The following is a 19,184-nucleotide window of genomic DNA, read 5'->3' on the forward strand; positions in this document are numbered from 1 at the left end:
GCGATGCAACATGACGCTTCATAGGAGTTTGGCCGATTGCGCAAACGCGCAAATGGAATTTTTACCAACACCTTTCGGCTGAACTGGAGCGTCAAACAGGCCCAAAAACAGCGTGTTCAACCACGCCTCGAACGGGGCATGATTGAACGTCTGAAGATTGACGGCGCGTCTCAAGCAAGCTTGATGCTACTTTGACGACACGTTGGTGGATGCCGTGTTCAATTGATAACGATGCGCTTTGCAACCAAGCTGCAATGGATCGTTGTGTGCGATATGTATCACTTCGAGTGTTTCATATGCCGTCTCTCGCATCACGCCGCTAACAGTCAACCGCTCGGTCATCATCAGAGACGAGTGGTTGGCCGGATGGAAGTATCGACGCAGGTTGAACCCAGCATCCTGGTTCGCGTTCTCGATGGAAGCGACCTGTTTAATTTCCATGCGATGTGGGTGCTTCCAAATCACACTGCCTGGGAACGTTGCCAACCAGTTTCCACCGGTGTCTGCGACCACCTGGCGGTCTCCGATCAAGCGTCCGCTCTCGTCATAGATCCGAATGCTGAGCGTTGTACCTGGCTCGGCCAACCCACTGAAGATTGGATCGACCGGGACGGGGCGCAGTTGTCGTTCGGTCGGATCTCCCGGGGCGTGCCACCACCCCTGTGGCAGATCGTCACGTGGATTGTCGTTGGCCCAATTGCCTTCGTTGGTAAAGGAATCAAACGTAAAGACGACCAGCCCATCAAGAGTGGAATCGGTGTTGTTGGACACCGTGATTTCCGGACCGTTCAGCGTGTCATCAGTGACGGTAGCGGTCGTGATGATCTGATCGGCAAGTGGATCGAGAGGAATTTGACGCACCTGCACGGTGACCGTGATCGTTTCGGTTTGGCCAACGTCAAGGTCCCCCACGTTCCAAGTCAAAGTGCCATTTGCGAAATCCCAAGTGGCGTCGCCCGGTTGATCATGGGCCATGCCGTTTGCGTCCAGGATGTCCATCGGGAACTGATCCACCACCACGACACCGGTGCCGTCACGCTCGCCGAGGTTCGTGACAGTGACTTCATAAGTGAAGGTGTCACCCCCCTGCGCCGCATCCGTTAGCGAAGAGATGTTTGTAACCGCATAGTCAACGATTCCGGGATATCCAAAATCGGCCGTGTCGTTGTCGTTGCCGGGTGTCAGCGTGACCAACGTTTGATCGTCGTGGACCGCATCCAGATCGTATGTGCTGGTCGTTGCGATGTTGTCACCGAGTGTTGACGAGTCCACTCGCACCCGATAATCACCGGCAATGAGCGTGTTGAACTGATACTGGCCGTCCGCGTCGGTCGTGGTGATCAGCGTGTGGTCAAACGTCCCGTCTCCGTCGTAGTCGATGTCCAGCGAAACCGTGACGCCTTCGATTCCCCGGTCACCATCGCTGCCGTCGAAATTGCCTCCGTCGGCGTTGTGGTCGATGTAGACGCGGTCACCAATGACGAGCGAACCGGCGAACCCAAAGTCAATGTCGGACCGGCTTTCACCATCCGCAAGCGTGACTTCCGCGACGCCCGCGATGGAATCCACTCCAGGACTGGCGACCAGATCAGCGGGCAGGTCCGCATCATTGGCGTCGATTTCGACGCGGTAATCACCCACCGGCAAGTGATCGAACGAATACACGCCATTTGCGTCGGTGGTGGTTTCGATCGTGAAGTCATCGTCGTTACCAAAGATCCCGTCCAAACCCGCAAATTGCAGGTCAACGGTGACATCAGCGAGCCCGCGTTCTTCACCTTGTCGAATGCCGTCTCCGTTGATGTCCAACCACACGGAATCTCCAATCGAACCGGTGCCCGCGTATCCAAAGTCAACGTCGTTGCGATGCCCATCCAGGACAGTGACGTGCGACGTGCCATCAACGAGGACATCCACGTCATCGATTTCCGCGGTCCCCGAAAGTCCACCGGGTAGCGACGCGTCGGCGATGCTGATCCGATAATCGCCGTTGAACTGGTCGGTGAAGGAATACGCTCCGTTGGCATCGGTGGTGGTGAATTGCGTGGTATCGTCCGCGGTTCCAAACGTGTTGTCCGCTCCCGCGTACGTCAAGGTCACGCCAACGTTGCCGATGCCGGGTTCGCCGGCGTCTTGGATACCGTCGCCGTCTTGATCGAAGTAAACCGTGTCACCGATCTCCCACAGCTGTTCCCCGAAATCCACGCCTGACATTCCCGCCAAAGGAACGTTGATGGTCCGTTCATTGGCAGACGAGCTCGTGTACTGTGACGGTTGAACTTGGCGAACGATGTAGGTGTCTGATTTCCGATCGGCAAACAGGTAGGTTCCATCCGCGGCGGTCGTCATCGTATCCAACAGCGTGGTTCCGTCGGCCGCATAAAGTTCGATCGTGATGCCTTCCAAGCGACCAGTTTCGCCTCCATCGAGAATGCCGTCCCGGTTGGCGTCCAAAAACACGGTGCCCTCGATTCCGACGCCCCGTTCGGCAAAGTTGTAACCGGTGCCGTCCTGATTTTGATTCAGATTGACACTGCCAATCGCATTGGTGACGGTGGTATCACCATTTGCCAAAGAGCCATCCGAGTGAACACCATCGTTGAAGTTCGCTGGCTGGATTTCCGTCAGCGTGTACCCCGATGCGTCAGCGGGGCGTAGGTTGTCGAACCGGTAAGTTCCATCCGCCTGAGTTTGCGTGGTTCGATGGACCACGTTTCCGAGATCATCGACCCCTGTCAGCGTGATCGTCACCGATTCAATGGTTTCGTCCTCATTGTTCAACACGCCATCGTTGTCTTTGTCGTTGAAGACCATCCCAGCGAGGCTAGACGGTAGGATTTCACCAAAGTTGTTCTCCGTTCCCGCGGTATCGGACACGATGATGCTGGTGATGGCGTCGTTGTTCAGCGTCCCGCCTTGACTGCCGACGGAGTCTTTGCCGTCGAGGTAACCTGCTGGCGTGCTTTGTGTGATCACATACCCTGTACCATCACTGGGACGCAGGCCAGTGAACTCGTAGTACCCCAGTGTCCCCGGCGCCGAAGAGGTTGTGGTCGTCAAGTTCACCGTGTTGCCCAGGTCATCGGTTCCGGTCAACGTGACCGTGACTCCGCCCAATCCGGTGTTGCCAGCCCGACTGCCGTCGTTTTCGGTGTCGTGATAGACGTAGCCCGAAACAGTCGACTCGACGACTTCGGCGAAATTGTAGTTTGTACCAGTGTTGCCAGCGACCAAGTCGATCGACGAGATGACTTCGTTGACCGATGTATCACCATTGCCGTGGTTGCCATCGGTCTCTTTGCCGTCCATGTACGGACGTCCCGATGGTGCGTTGCCTGCCACCGGCGTTTGCGTCAGCGTGTACGTGCCGGGACGCAGTCCGTCGAAGGCATAGGAGCCGTCCGCGTTGGTAACAATCGTTTGCGAAGCGATCACGCCGTTGTCGTCTACTCCGTCCAGCGTGATGGTGACACCGCCGATGCCCACTTCGCCCGCATCTTGGACACCATCGTTGTCAGCATCGTGATAGACGAAACCGCTGAGTTCGACTTCTTCCAATTCGCCAAAGTTGAAATGGGTTCCATCGACTTCACTCGACAGAGGCAATACCAGATTCGTGAAGGTGTCGTTCAACGAATCGTCACTGCCAACCAAGCTTGGTGAACCGAGCGTGTCCTTGCCGTCGAGGTATGCCTTGCCATTGGCAGCGAACAAGGGTTGCGTTTGCGTGATCGAGTAAGTTCCAGGACGAAGATCGCCAAAGAAGTATGAACCGTCGGCATCGGTTTGGATCGTGATGTCCACATCCTGACCAAGATGGTCTGTGCCTTGAATCCGAACCTCCACGTTTTCGATCCCAGTTTCCCCTGCGTCTTTGACACCGTCATTGTCAGCATCGAAGTAGACGAACCCGGAGAGGCTGTGTTCGCGAATATGAACCGAGTCGCTGTCGGCATCGGTGTCGTTTCGCTCACCAACAACATCACCCTGAAGCGTGGTGGCTTGCCTGACCTGAGCCGTGTTCATCAGCACGGCGTCCGGTTCGACTGTATTGAGCAACGTCGCGGTCACCTCAAAGGTCACACGGTCACCAGCGAGGATGGTTCCGCCGGAGTACTCGATTTCCCCGGTCATCGAGTTGTAATTTGCGGTGAAGTCAGCTGGGTACTCAGTGCCCGCCACTCCCACAGAAACACTGCTGAGATCGTAGTGGCTGCCGTTGAGAATGTCATCGACCACCACATCATAGGCATCGCCGAGCCCTGTGTTGGACACGGTCAACTGGATCGTCATGGTGTCGCCGGCGTTGGCATCGCTATCAACGATGTCCTTGACGATGTTGACATTGGGTTCGACCACATCGACGATGGCCGCGTTGGAAGTCACGATGTTGGTCCCCACACCATCATCAAGAGCGTCAATCGTGGCGGTGTTGGACAATTGGGTTTGGTTGGCACCTGCGGCAGTGCCGACGTTGGTATCGACATCCACCACGACCGTTTCGACCAAGATCAAGAACGAGTTGTTGGTGCCATCGTTGTCAACGGTCGTGTTGATCGCGTCAAACGTGAACGTGACATCGTCACCTGCTCCGGCGCCCCCCGCGACCGTGGGTGAATTGAGTGTGCCGTCATAGTCCGCCACCATCAGTCCGCCCGAAGAGGACGCGTCGGTGACCAACGTGTAGCCGACATATTTCAGCCCATCGGGCATCAAATCGGTGACGACGATGCCGGAAGAGTTCCCTTCTGGCAAAGAAACCAGCAAGGCGAACGTGGCCTGTTCCCCAATGGTGACGTCACTGCCTGACGTTTCTGTTTCATTGGTCGAGAACAGTGACTTGTTGAAAGCCGGAGCATTGATCGTGATGGTGGCAGCGTTGCTGGCGAGATAGTCGTGGGTGTTGCTGCCTGAGTGGGTGCCGTCACGCTCACCGGTGTCCACGGTCGATTCCGTCGAGCGATTGCCGACGTCTCCGTCCAGGCTGGTCCAGCTCACCTCAGGGCGATTGACGAGTGATTGATTCGGTGTGACGGTGTGAGCGATCGTGCCGGTCACGCTCAAGGTGACTTTGCGTCCGGCCTGTGATTGCAACATGTCAAAATCGGTGCCTGGCTTCAGTTGCAACGTGTAACCGGTCGCGTCGTCTCCGATGAGTTCAAAGTCACTGGCGTCGAGCAGGCCAGCGGTGTCGTTGATCGTGAAGGCCGCACCCAGGATGGCAGATGAACCATCGAAAACCGTGGGCAGTTCACTCGCAAAGTTCAAGTCAAACGCGTCGACGGTGCTGGTGTTGGTCAGTTCCACCGTGTACTCCACCGGGTCCCCAGCATCACCAGTCGTCTGGCTCGCGATGCCTCCCACTTCAACCGAGTTGCTGATCGTCACGGCCGGTTCCACCACGTTCACATCCTGGGCAGGAGTGACAGACGTGAGTTGGCTATCCTCGCTGTTGAAATGGGCGGTGTTGTCAAGTCGCGTGCCAGATTGGTTTCCGGAAGTGTTGGCGACCACCGCTTGATAAGAAATCGTGATGGTGCCGTCGGCGTTGTCACTGATGTCCGTGTCGGTTAGGTCCCCCAGATCCCACGTGACGCGCCGACCATCCAGGCTGACGGTGGGCGTGATCGGGTTTTCGATCGTCAAGTTGTTCGTGGTGACGCCGGTTTGCCCAACGAATCGGAGACCGCTGTCGAGCGTGTCGACGATGGTCACGTTCTCGGTGGTGCCTTCGGGAATGGTGAAGGTGATTTCGTAGTTGACCAGCTCGCCAATGACCGCGGCATATTGACCGTTGGCGCCCGACACGATTTCGGTGCCAACGAGTGTCTTCGTGCCAGTGACGGCGTCGGTCGTCACATCAGCGGTGACGGTGATGCCATCCGGAATGTGGTTCGCACCGGATTCCTGGCCCGCAAAATTGGTGACGCTCGCCGTGTTTGGCAACGTCTCGCCGGGGCTCACTGCAACGGTGGCTTGCAAGTCATAGATCAACACGATCACGTTCTTGCCATGGTTCGCGTCGTAGCCTTCGATCGCACCTTGGGTCGGACTTGGATCAGTCAGTTCAATGCCGGTGGTGAACAGGTCGAGATCGCTGCCCGTGTAGGCAACCGCTGCTCCGGTACCATCGACAACTTGCAAGCTGCCCGCCACGTAGTTCATCCCGGCTGGCAGCACATCTCGAATGGCAACATCAAACGCTCCGCTGCGACTGGAACCGGTGTTCTCAACCACGACGGCGTAACGGACAACGTCGCCCGCGTCGACGCCACCGGTGATGTCCGCTTGAATCCCTTGAGTGGCTAAATTGGCGGAGTTGATCGTGCCTGTGAATGGTGATCCACCTGCTGCCGTTCCCGCAGCGTCGAATGTGACGCCAGCAGGACCGACTGGCGCCGAGTACGTCTCGCTGGCCGAATCCGCGTCGATGACTCCCTTGGTGAGATTCAACACCGGCTGCGTGACTTCGATTTGCACGATGCGATCAATGATCGTCGGCGTCTGCTGGGTGGTGCCTTCTTCCACGCGAACAATGTTGGTGAGGTGCAAACCATCCGCCGTCGACGTGTCTTGAGCCGTGACGGTCAGGTACAGTTCGATCGTGCTGGAGGAACTGCTAGGATCATCATAGTTGCCAATTTCGATTTCCAAGCCGTTGCTGGAATTGACTGTCAACGTCGGAGTGATTCCGGAACCATCAAAGAACGTGTCGTTGGCTCCGACTTCGATGGTTCCGGAAACCGCATCAAAGTCATTGTCGGCATCGAAGGTCCACACATCGCCGGTGGTGCCGTCAGCGTTGTGGTCTCCGGCAACGAAGATGGGCAGTGGCAAGAAGTCCGTCAGCACGAGGTCTTCGAAATCGCTTGACGGCAAGGTGTAGGTGATTCGGTAAGTCACCCGGTCACCTGCCACCAATTGCGGCAGCCCATCGGGGCCGTTGACCAGGGTGGTGTCGCCATTGATCGCATAGACTTCTTTTGCCAAAGTTCCACGCTGAATGTCGATGCTGGTCGACGAGTTGTCTTGTTCTTCGTGCAGAACTTTGGTGATGTCACCAGTGCCACCGTTTTCCTCTACGTTTTCGCGAACCTCACCGGTGATCTCCAGCGTGCTGTTGGTGATCGCGTCGCCTTGATCGACGCTCCGGTCACCCGACTCAAACGAGTCGGCGTAATCCTCTTGGATCACCGTGCGAAACCGGATCACGCCGGTCGCTGCCGTGCGGATGTCGCTGTCGTCATCGTTGAACGAGAGACCGCCTTGCAAAATGCCGTCTTCGCTTCCATCGGCGTCTTGCATCATTCCCGAAACATCGAACACCAACGTGGTCGAACCATCGGTGCCATCAGGGGTGACTCCGTCTTCATCATCAGCCGTTCCCGGAACCGCGTCAGGCCCGGCGTCGTCCGTGCGATCGATCTGTGTCCGATCCACAACCAAACGTTCACCGCCATCGGGATCCGTGATTTCACGAACGGTGAAATTGCCCGTCACGTGGCCTTGGCTGTCGATGATGTCGAATGTTGCACCATACGTGAAATCGAATTCCTGCCCGTCTTGGAACGTGTCGGTGATGACGATGTTGCCGAACGTGAAGTAGTCGCTGATCTGGAACGTCAGGGTGTACTCCAGCGTGTCACCAGGGGTCGCTCCCGCAGCTCCCGTGTCGGTCGCAATGGCGACCGTTTTCTGAATCGCGATGGCCTTGTCATCCAGGATTTGTTCGCTTCCTGACGCGTCGGCGACCGCATTGTTTGCCGAGGCAGCGTCGCGGGTGTCGATTGGAGTCCAGTCACCGATCGCTCGCGCATCGTTGATCGATCGACTGTCAGGGTTCGCGATGGTGTCGTCTTCCCCCGTCGGGCCAATCACTTCGTCCCCAACGGCGTCCATCTCAGCGACATAGAAACTGAACGTCACCTCCACATCGCTGGTGCTGGTCGTACCAACCACTCCGCCACCCAAGGTGTCGTAGTCGTCGCTAATCGTGACCACCAATTCCTCGTTCGCACCCGGTCCGGTCAGCGAAGCCAAATTGTCCGTGTAGTCGGTTCCCGTGAGCGTCTGGCCACCGACGACGACGGAGTCGATGCCCGTCACGACGATGTTGTCGGGCAGGGAATCGATGATGTCCAACGACGTGATGGTTTGGCCGGCGGCAATGTCTGCGATGACACGGAATTGGCGTTGGTGGTTGGGGCCGGTCGCTGTTTCATTCTCAGGACCCACGTACTCGGTCCGTAACGACATCAACGTCGGGGTGATCGCCAGCTGTTCTGACCAGCTGGTTCCCGCATTGTCTGGGTCAGTGACATCCGAATCCGTGTCACTGAGAATCGAAGCAACGCCTCCAACAGGGCTGTCACCGAACCGGAAACCGCTACGTGCTTGGATTTTCAGAGGCGTTCCCATGTCAGCCAATTCACTGACCGACGCATTGATCTGGACCGTGACTTCTGGCTGGTCTTGAGTGACACTGCCGAACGGCAATTCAACGACGACCAGTTGATCGCCGGGTGTCCCTGTCACCAACAACGGATCCCCCGCGGCATCAACGGCGTAGGGGTGTTCCACAACGCCGCTTGGCGGGAATGTGATCTTGGTCACCGTCAATTGTTGTCCCATATACGTTGCATTTGAGAATGCAATGCCATCGGGAGTCTCCGTTCCCGCCGCGCCATCCGCGCCGTTGGCAGGGAAGACCAGATCAATGAAGGGACCGTATCCGGCGGTCGTGCCCGTGTTGTCAAAAGTCACGTCAAAGGAAAATTCTTGACCGATCATCACCTCTTGATCGGCACCGACCGACACGACGGGACCAACCGCCAGAATGCCTCGGTAGGACTGTTGCAATGCATTGGAAACAGCCACGCTGGTTTCAACATTGCCGTGGTGGTATTCCAGTTCCCAATCAGCATCGTGGTCAGTGGCCCCCGTGTCGTCGTTGCTCGCAGCGACGTCGCCGCCGGTCAGGGCCGCGATGGAATCGGCAAGTTGTTGCCCCTCAGCGGAGTTCGCCAAATCACATCCGTAAATCAGAATGTCACCTTGCGAGGTCAACGCGTTTCCCCAGGAAGCGATGTCGCCTGCGTAAGCGTCAAGGTTGTCAGCCGTCAGCCAAGTGTCGCCAACCTGCAGCGCGGCGTCTTCGCCATGCGTGATCAAGTGGATCGCATCGAGGTCCTGTCGCGTTGTCAGAATGTCGGTGATCTGTTGGACGCCATCGCCATCCGTGCTGAGCAACGCGATTTCAAAGGTGCGGGAACCGTTTTCGTTCGCCAACAGATCGTCAACGATCACGACGTAGTCCTGCACGCTGGTATCGACCAGGATCAACTCGCGTGTGGATTCGTCCGATTCGTCGGCCGCTGTGTCCGCGTTCTGGTTGGTGGACAAGTCGTTCGACACTGACGCAGCGTCCTCGACATAACTTGCATTGGTATCCACTGCAGTTTGGGCAGCCGATGCGTCGTACTGGTCGGGGGTGATTCCACCGTCAACGGCGGCGTCAAAAAGAATGCGGTCTTCCAGACGACGCAAAATGAACGAGGACGCGGGGCGGCGTTCCTTCGAACGAAAAAACTTCATGATTCTCTCGCAGCTTCGTGCTTAGGCTAAGTCCGTTGGGGGCCCTCCAATCCTTGCCATCGCCAGGGGAATCGATGGTGTACAGCCAAGGGCCATTCAAACGTTCACCATATCTTCCGGCTCGGCAAATTGAACCGCTCGGGGAAGCCGCAGCTTTTGGATCCGCCACTACCGGCTAGAGAAGTGGTATCGATCGAACCGGCTCGTTGATTTTGGACAAAGCGAATGCATCCATGCGAGTGGAAAGATCCCCTTGCTCACAACTAAAACATCACGTGGTCGCCAGTCGTTTGTCCATCGCGAGAGAAGGTCGATTTGTCAGCCAGCACGCATCTCAACCCAAGGCCCGCTTCTCAACCAAACTCCCTTTTCCTCCAGACAACACCGGAACGCGGGGAGCACAAACGTGGCAGTCACGCAGTCAGAACTGCGACACCGATCGGTCGTCTGCTTTTGTCATCACCGACCTGTCACGAGTGTTTTCGTCCTGCCGACTTCATCAAACTTTCATCCTAGCATCCCACGATTCACGTTTCCCGAGTTCTCACCAGCGGGTTGAATAAGCTTCTGCATCCAAGCTAGATTCAAGGCTTGCTGTCATGCTTCCCTCCCTTGGACTGATATTGTTCTTCAATGAATCGACTCCCCAGGTTCCAATGTGTTTTGATGTGTCAACTGCTCGCCAGCCTGATGTTCGGTTGGAACTGTCACGCCGAGGACACGGATCAGTTGCCTTTGATCCTGGCCCATCGCGGCGGCGCCCATGAGTACGAAGAAAACACCATGGAGGGCTTCCAAGCTTGTTACGAACGAGGCATTCACGGATTCGAAACGGACATCCGCATGACCAAGGATGGCGTGTTGGTTCTGTTGCACGACGACAGCCTCGACCGAACTCATGATGCCAGCGGCCCCGTTGAAGAAATGCTGGCGTCTGAACTGAACAGCGTGCGAACCAAGAAGGGCCAATCGTTTCTGTTGCTTGAGGATTTTCTGCAGTACTTTCAAGACAAACCGGGCGTGTACTTGGAACTGGAGATGAAGACCAAGAACAAGGATTTGTACCCCGACGCACGGGTCGTCGAGTACTGCCAGAAACTGCATGCTTTGGCCAAGCAGTACAAACCGGCAGGGTCAGACTATCTCTTCACCTCCTTTGACGAGCGTCCCTTGGTCACGATGCGGCAACTCGATGCCGATTGGCCGACTGCAATCATCGCCAGTCAACCGCTTTCCGACGAATTCATCGAGCGAGCCAAACGACTGCAAGCAACGCACATCGCCTGCCGGATCACCGGCACCTCACGTGACATGGTGAAGAAGGCTCAAGAACTGGGCTACAAAATCAATGGCTGGCCCGGTCACCGAGTCGAGGATTACTACCTCGCGATCGGCTTGGGACTCGACGTCGCCTGCACCGACATCCCAACTGTGATCCAGAAAACGAAAGAATCCCTGCCAACGGAAACGAACCCGTAGCCACCGCCGTGCAGCGCATCACGCACGGGGATCGCATCGCCACCTGCGAGCTCCTCTGTCGGCCTTCCGAGGTCGAGCAGCTTTTTAAATCCCTTGCTCGCAAAACCTCGCGACCCCCGCCCGTTGGCGAGGTCGTGCAATTTATAGGTGCCGCTTTTCAGCGAGTTTCCGCATGATGCACGTCCCCCGAAACGAAGTTTTGGGGGACGTCGAGCGACGCCGTTCAGGCGTTCGCAAGGGAGAGGGCCGGGCATGGGAGGCGGCGCGTGATGCCTCCCCCGGAAATCTTGCTGAACGCTCGCTTTCCGCCCCCTCCCAACTTCGTCGGGCGGGGTTCTCAAGACGCTACTGACACAGCATCTAAAAACTGCACGGCCTCAACAACGAGCGAGGTCCTACAAGTCACTGCTGGATCGGCACTTAAAAACTGCACGACCTCGGCAGAGGAGGGAGTGCATCAAAGACCGGGGCCTGACGGCCCCGGCAAAGATGAATCCATCAAAGAGCAACAACCCCGAATGGGGCAAGACTGTCTGCAAGAAAGGGTTCGCACCCCTTTCTTCTTCTCGCTCGAAAATGGCTTGAATGCAAATTTCTACTTTTGGTCTGCGTAGTCAGATTCCATGTCTTGTTGAGCCTTTGCTTGTTCCGCCTCGTACTGCGCCATGGCATCGGCGTCAGCGTTGTCGGTCGCGAGTCCGCCGTCAGATCCTCCGCATCCAACCGTGGTCAAGCAAGTCGCCAAAAAAGCAATTGTCAGAAATCGAGTCATTGAGTTTCTCTCAGTAAGGTGAATGAAGTAACAGAATCGTTAGTCAGTAAGGCAAATGGATGGAACGAGCTTGGAGGGCATTCGATTCAACGTGCACGTTTGGATCCAGAAACACAGGGATCGGACCTTCTCGAAAGCCGTTGTTCTTTACGTCATGCTTGATGTAGACAGAACGCCTCGGGACGAGTTGTTCCCGAGGCGTTTCATTTAAAAATCGGTTGCGAACGGCCGTCGACCTAGAAGTCTGCTTCGAACGTTTCTTTGCCTGCTCGAGTTCCCAATGCACCCCACAAACCGTACGGGCTTTTTGCACCGGGCTGGTTGAAGTTCGCTGCGTTTCCACCTTGGCGAACCATTGGGTTGTCTAAGTTCCCGGCCTCAATGGATTCGGTGATGAACTTGATTGCCCCATCAGCCATCAACACGTGGACCCCACCTTGGTGGCGACTCGATGGAGGAAGGGTAACCTGCTCGGCATAGTTTTGCGTTGTGCAAAGCTCGCGGTTTGGCGGCAAATTGGTCGTGATCGCACTGTAAACCGTGTACGAACTGGCCCATCGGTAGCCACGTCCATTGCCAGCGCTACCATCCATTGGTGCCGTTCCGTTCCAGTATTGTGGTCGATCAGCCGCAACGTATTGCATGCACTCTTGGGGCGCGTCTTCCGGTTGAAGCGATGTGCCAGTCAACGGTCGGGTTCGGATGTCTTGGTCCCCCATATCGCTGGCAATTTCGCCCATGCAAATCGTGTTGGACAGGCCATCGAGAATGTCCCGAAATTGCAACTGGTCGCCGTTCACAAACACGCCGCGGTGGGCAGCGCGAGACCGTTGAAAATCGCCTGAGCCAGGCTTGTTGGCATAGTTGTAGGGACGAACACCGAGCCAAATGGAGCCAGCGCCAGAGTCACCCAAGCAAGCTGCGTAATTGGTACGTCCCAGCGATGGCAACCCGCTTCCTGGGTCGCTTGGGCATCGAAGCGATGGGAGTTGAGTGGCCCAAGGAATGTATTGCAACTGGTTGGGCGTCGGTCCCATCGCTGGCCATGGACATGCGTTGGAACCGCCGGGGCATCCGGTCCCTTCATCGGTTCGACCTACCATCGGGTTGGTGATCTGCTCCCAAATCGCTTGTTGCTCGAGAAAGGGAGTCAAACCGACCAAGATACTCAATCGATAGTGGTTCGCACCATCGCCATTTCGCCAGAACTCGGGAGTGGCAGTATGGGTGTCGAAAGTGCCGGTGGCCTGCATCGGCATCTTGTTGTAGGCAGCGTGATAGTTGTGAATTGCCAAACCAAGTTGCTTGAAGTTGTTGCTGCAACTCATTCTGCGGGCTGCCTCGCGCGCAGCTTGAACAGCAGGCAACAACAATCCGACGAGCACACCAATGATGGCAATAACGACCAACAATTCGACGAGAGTGAATCCACGTCGAGACATTCTGACTTTCATAAAAAAACCATTGATCAAAAAAGGAGGGGACCAAGAACTGGGCAGGATGCGGTCGCAGTGAGTTCTCTGACCAAATTTGCAATCTGTGGGATTGAAATTTCGATGGTCAGGATCGCCAAAATTAGATTCGTCAGTGCATCACTGAAACGACAGACTCGTTCCGTGACCATGAGGAAATGATTTGAGCAAAGCTTTCAAGAGCGTTCACGTTCGATCGGGAAATCAGTTTTTCCGAACGAAGGGAACCAACAGCGACTCAGTATTTCGGGGCAGGACAACAGGCCAGGGCGTGTGTAAACTGAAACAACGTCTCAGTATTACAGTACTCTGCCTGAGCATTCTGAGCATGTCAAGGGGGTTTATTCACCCGTTTGCGACAAAGACGGCTCGATTCCGGTCAGCATGAATGTCCCGGAAATCCCCAAGGCACGATGCCGGTGAGGGGACATCTGCTGGGTGTCGACGCCCACTCGGCAAGGCGAGACTGAAGTCAGTCTGCCAAGCATTAACATGCTAACGAGCCAGATATTGACACTTTCGATTCGGCATGGTCTTGAGAATGAATGTGTACTCAACTCGTCGACCATTGGGTGGCGGATTGGAGATGGGGGACTACACGCCTAAGCGTGCTGCGCACCAATTCGGCAAACCCGTTTCAATGCCTTCGTTCCTGTTGGTTACACCTCCAACGAAATCAGCAGGCTGAGCTTCTTGCAAGGTCAACCTCAACAACCTAGGTTTTTACCGGAGACGTGATCGAGAGTTGCAATCACAAACGGGGTATCGCCAGGAGACGATGGCTCCCTGGTCCGCCCCAAACGCGAATTTCATGCATGCGAGTTTTATGTTGGTCATGCCTTTCGGTTCGGCGATCCCACGGTTTGGATTGTGGCTCGTACTGACCCTGGTCACGTTGCCATGCACAGGGTGCCGCCGTCCAAGTGATGCGGGGGGGGACGATCAGCATCTGGCGGTTGAGCCTCATTCGACCATGGTTGATTTGCGAACGGCCATAAAATCTGGCGATCTGCAAACAGCCTGGGGAATCGCTCAAGACGTGCTGATCACACACCAAGACGACCCGCAAGTCCTGGAAGAGATCGCGTCGCTTGCCTTTGCTCTGGACAAGAAGCAACTGGCCGTCGACTTGATGATTGACGCTACTCGCAAAAATGCTTTTGCTTCGCCGGTTCAGGTACAACGCACCGTTGTGGGACTGATCTCGGTTGGTCGAGTGATGGACGCGATTGACCTGCTCACCATGGCTGTCCAGCAAGTGCCGGCTCAGCACGAATCGCGACGTTTGCTGTTTGACCTTTGGACAGGGTTGGGGGATCGGCACTCGGCTTTGCCTCACGGCGAAGCATTGGTGCGTCAACGACAAATCGACCAAGACTTACTGTTGGCGATTGGTAATACGCGTGGCCGAACCTTGGAAATTGATTCGATGGTCAAAATGGTTGACCGCAATGAATCAGACATTCGTCCGTTGCTGGCTCAGGCAGAATGGCAGTTTGATCGGGGCAAGCTTGTTGAAGCAGTGCGCGTTCTTCAAACCATTCTCAAGCAAGATTCCCAATTTGCGCCTGCCCAAATTTTGCTGGGCCGATCGCTGGCTCGTCAAGCAAAATGGGACCAATTGGAGTCGTGGCATCGTGGTCTCGACGACAGTTGCAGCGATCGATGGGAGTACTGGTCTGTCCTGGGCAACTGGGCATCGGAAACCGGTCAAATCCAAGCCGCGGCGAGATACTATTGGGAGGGCACCCGACGCAATGCAAACGTGATGCAGCTTTGGCAAAACTTGGCGAGGACAATTCGCGAAACATCCGCCCTCCATTCCAAAACACTAGCCTCTTCGCCGTGGCCACAGGACATTCTCGATTCCATTCAAACACGGATCACTCTGCTGGAACGCTTGCACCAAGCCGAACAGCGGATCGCGACGCCGAGTGGAAAGAACGTCAAAACGCTCGTTGAACTCGTGGAAACCCATGCGGCACTGGGGCGATTGTGGGAAGCAGAAGCGTGGGCCGCGCTCGGGATTCGTCAATTGCATCCAACTCCGGCAGCACTCACCCAAGCACGCCAACAGATTCTTGGGCAACTCCGCCGGCAAACTCCTTGGCAGAGCACTGAACGGCATCCTGCATTGCAACTGGATCTTGGTGAGTTGCCGGCGGCCGAATTTTCACTGTTCCGAAAGGATGCTGATCGCGACCGGGACTGGACAGCGACGCAGTGGACGACACCTCTGCTTCGCAACGAAGCGACTCAACGCGGCTTGGACTTTTTTGGGCGAACGTCCGATACGTTGGATCAACCGGGCATTCTATTGTCGAACACGCTCGGTTGCGGCGGCGGTGCACTGGATCTCGATTTAGATGGATGGAGTGATCTTGTTTTCGCAGCGGCAGGCGGGAATCCTGGCCAACGTGATTCCTCGTCCAGTGCCTGGTTCCGCAATCTTGAAGGGCAGTTTGTCCCGATCACCAGGCATGCAGGGACGACCGATCAAGCGTTTGGACAGGGCGTTACCATCGGCGATGTCAATGCAGACGGCTTCCCGGACGTTTTGTCACTGAATTACGGGGGCAATCAGCTTTGGATCAACCAAGGTGACGGAACGTTTCAAGAGTGCTCCAATCGTTTCGCATCCGCCGATCAAAATTGGTCGACCAGTGGGGCGATCGCTGATTTAGATGGCGACGGCATCTCTGACATGGTGATCGTGAATTATTGCGATGGATTTGCCCCCAGCACCAACGCTTGCACGGCGGAGGGTGGAACAATCACACGATCGTGCGCGCCAACGCATTTCCCTGCAGGGGCAGATGAGTTTTGGAAAGGAACACCTGACGGTCGCTTTGTCGATGCGACGTCCCAGTGGTCGGTCACCGCTGACATCTTGGGCAGGGGCTTGGGGCTCATCATCGGTTCGGTCGACTCGCAAGTTGGTTTGGACATTTTCGTCGCCAATGACATGACCCCCAACCACTACTACAGCAGCCACTCGACAGGCGATGCCCCATTCATTTTGCGTGAATCCGCGATGATCTCCGGATTGGCAACCGACGCCAACTCCAATGCGCAAGGTTCCATGGGGATTGCCTGCTGGGATTGTGACGGGGACGAGCGACAGGATCTCTTGGTGACAAATTTCGAGCGAGAATACAATACGCTGCATTGCCAGTATCGGGACGGTCTTTGGAAAGATGCGACGCCGTCGAGCGGTTTTGCATCTTCAACGTGGCCGATGGTTGGCTTCGGTTGCCAAGCCATCGATTTCGACAACAATTCACATGCTGAAATTGTCGTCACCAATGGGCATACAGATTTCCCGGTCGATGACGAGGAAGTTTGGTACGCACAACCGTTTCAAATGATCCGACAAACCGGGCGTCGCAAATTTGAGATCGTGCAGGACGACTTCGGTGACGAATACTTCGCTGACCCCCACGTTGGACGTGCCCTTTGGTTCCTTGATGTGAACCGCGACGGCAAACAAGACTTTGTCATGACTCATCAGACGGAACCAGTTGCACTGATGATCAACCGAACAGAAACAAACCACTCTTGGATCCGTTTCGAACTGCGAGGCACTCACTCAGCCACGGACGCCATCGGCGCACGAGTGAAAGCTCGGTACGGCGATCGTTCCACGGTTGCGACAATCACTGCAGGCGATGGCTATCTATGCAGCAACCAACGAACTCTTCATCTCGGTTTGGCAGACTATGAAGGCAAGGTCGAGGTGACCATTGATTGGCCCGATGGATCGACGCAGTCCCATCAAGGCCTATCGACCGGGACCGAATGGCTGTGTGTCCAAAGCCAATCACCGTTTGCAAGAAAATTCCAACAAGCCCCCGAACCGAAGCACAGGTGATCTCGGATGTGATCGTGTGGGACGGAGGTCAATTTCAGGCGAAAAGACCGAGAGTGTTGAGCAGGGACACCGGAAGTCTCCGTGAGCGAACAGCATTGACACTTCGATCTTTCTCAGGCAGGCGTCTGATCTCAGCCACCATCGGAGCGGTTTTGGCGGTCCAGTTCGTCTTCGTAGGCGAGGTCGATCATTGTGATGACGGATTTGACGTCGGCGGACTTGGTTGAGAATTTGAACCGGCCAGTCAGTTTGATGTCGGGGTCCAGTTCGCTTTTCTCGTGCAACTCCCACATCTCTTCCGCGTAATGCGTTTCCGCTAACTCGGGCGCGTACTGGGCGTAGTACTGGGTGATGTTTCGGACATCTCGCTGCAACATAGTTTTGGCGTTGTTATTGCCAGATGCGTTGATGACTTGCGGGAAATCGATGATGACGGGGCCGCTTTCCTCTTGCAGCACGTTGAATTCAGAGAGATCTCCGTGCACCAAACCAGCACATAGCATCCGCAACACGTACGTCATCATGACGGCGTGCTCTCGGACCGCTTGTTCCGCTGACATCGTGATGTCGTTCAACCGTGGAGCCACTCCGCCCTCCCCGTCGCCGATCAATTCCATCAACAACACGCCATCGAAGAATCCGTACGACTTCGGAACGCGTACCCCCGCCTGGGAGAGTTTGATCAAGGCGTCGACTTCGGCCCGCTGCCAGACGTCTTCCTGTTGATCCCGACCGAATTTGGAACGCTTGTCGATGGCTCGCTGACGACGACTGTTTCGAATTTTTCGGCCTTCCTGGTACTGCACCGCGTTCTTGAAACTACGCTTGGCAACGTCCTTGTACACCTTCGCGCAGCGAACCTCGTCACCGCAACGGACCAGGAAAACCTGGGCCTCTTTGCCGCTCATCAGAGAGCCCAAGACTTGGTCCACAAGCCCGTCTTCGATCAGAGGCTGGATGCGTTTGGGGACTTTCAAAGGACGACCGATTCAGGAACGAAGTCGCTTCCGCTGGGAAGCAGGAGACGAAAGGGGAGCAAAATGCGTCCCTGATCCTAACATCGCCACCCCAGAACAGCCTCCCTGGTCGGCACAAATTTCTCCTGATGAGCCTGCGAGGGCCGGATTCAGCTGTGCAACCGCTATCATGGGACAACAATTGAAGCCGGGGGGATGTTGTGAAGATGTTCGTATTTTTGATGAGAACGAAACTCTTGACGAGTTTCGCTACGCTTTGAAGGGAACCGATGGGACAACTCAATGATGTGGGTGAGGCCGATGGCTGGCGCTGCTGGCTGTGCGACGAACCGGTTGATCCGGACATGTCGCCAAATGACCCTCGCGGTGCCAGCGTGGACACTCGGATCACCAAGGCCAAAGCCAAGAAGAAAAAGCAGGACAAGAACTCGGTGCCGCCAGAACGCTTGGCTCACAAGGCGTGCAACACAGGCAAGGGTGGGAACGATCCGGTCGTGCCGTGGCCGGAGCATTTGATCGTCGTCGACCCGGCACCGATTATCGCAGCCACTGAGCGGCTGGAACGCAAAGGTGGCCGCGAAGCGATGGCTCGCTGTCCCTCGCAGGACGACGCGGACTCTGTCGCCGCCTGGTTGATCGATCGGCTGTCTCGTCTGTCCCCAGAACTGAAGTTGCGTGCAGAAATCGCTCCCACCGGCGGCCAGTACTTGGTCAGTCTGCACACCGCGTAAAGGACAGACGGAACGCGGGGATTCGTTTGCGCAAGTTTCCATCTTGGCAAACAGGTCGGCAGGAGTCTTTCGGCATTTGAAATGTCTTGGCAAGCGTGGTTGCTTTCACGTCCAACCGGGGCGAACGCCCAAACGGCTCCCATGGTGATGCCCGATCATTCCTGCCGACCTGCTTAGGGATGAAGAAAGACAGAAGCCGGAAGAAAAATGGCATCCGCTATCAGAACGCCATTAACAAACATTCCGCAGTCCAGGACAATGCCTGGCTGACGCGGCGGGTGGGATGCG

At 56.1% G+C, this 19,184-nt stretch carries 7 protein-coding genes; 3 read left to right on the plus strand and 4 right to left on the minus strand.

The annotated features are described in order from the left end of the window. Positions 1–186: 186 nt before the first annotated feature. Positions 187–9,594 (minus strand): SdrD B-like domain-containing protein, encoded by a 9,408-nt coding sequence (locus UH5x_RS05710; RefSeq protein ID WP_482635045.1) that lies wholly within the window; start codon positions 9,592–9,594, stop codon positions 187–189. 666 nt (positions 9,595–10,260) lie between these two features. Here UH5x_RS05710 and UH5x_RS05715 point away from each other — a divergent pair. After that, positions 10,261–11,073, plus strand: coding sequence for a glycerophosphodiester phosphodiesterase (locus UH5x_RS05715; RefSeq protein WP_482635046.1), 813 nt, complete (start codon positions 10,261–10,263; stop codon positions 11,071–11,073). A gap of 595 nt (positions 11,074–11,668) precedes the next feature. Here UH5x_RS05715 and UH5x_RS05720 read toward each other — a convergent pair. Then, on the minus strand, positions 11,669–11,845 hold the full coding sequence (locus UH5x_RS05720) for a hypothetical protein (RefSeq protein WP_173442640.1): 177 nt from the start codon (positions 11,843–11,845) through the stop codon (positions 11,669–11,671). Positions 11,846–12,081: 236 nt separating this feature from the next. Continuing rightward, entirely contained in the window at positions 12,082–13,287 is a 1,206-nt protein-coding gene (locus UH5x_RS05725) for a DUF1559 domain-containing protein (protein WP_236696166.1), read from the minus strand. Positions 13,288–14,290: 1,003 nt separating this feature from the next. Between UH5x_RS05725 and UH5x_RS05730 the strand changes: the two genes are divergently transcribed. Then, entirely contained in the window at positions 14,291–17,188 is a 2,898-nt protein-coding gene (locus UH5x_RS05730; protein ID WP_482635047.1) for a CRTAC1 family protein, read from the plus strand. Between the two features lie 131 nt (positions 17,189–17,319). Here the strand turns inward: UH5x_RS05730 and UH5x_RS05735 are convergent, their stop codons facing one another. Next, entirely contained in the window at positions 17,320–18,165 is an 846-nt protein-coding gene (locus tag UH5x_RS05735) for a PA4780 family RIO1-like protein kinase (protein WP_482635048.1), read from the minus strand. A 269-nt stretch (positions 18,166–18,434) separates the two neighbouring features. Between UH5x_RS05735 and UH5x_RS05740 the strand changes: the two genes are divergently transcribed. Further along, positions 18,435–18,896, plus strand: a complete 462-nt coding sequence (locus UH5x_RS05740) for a hypothetical protein (RefSeq protein ID WP_482635049.1) — start codon at positions 18,435–18,437, stop codon at positions 18,894–18,896. Positions 18,897–19,184 lie beyond the last annotated feature (288 nt).

The organism is Rhodopirellula sp. UH5 (assembly GCF_056839225.1).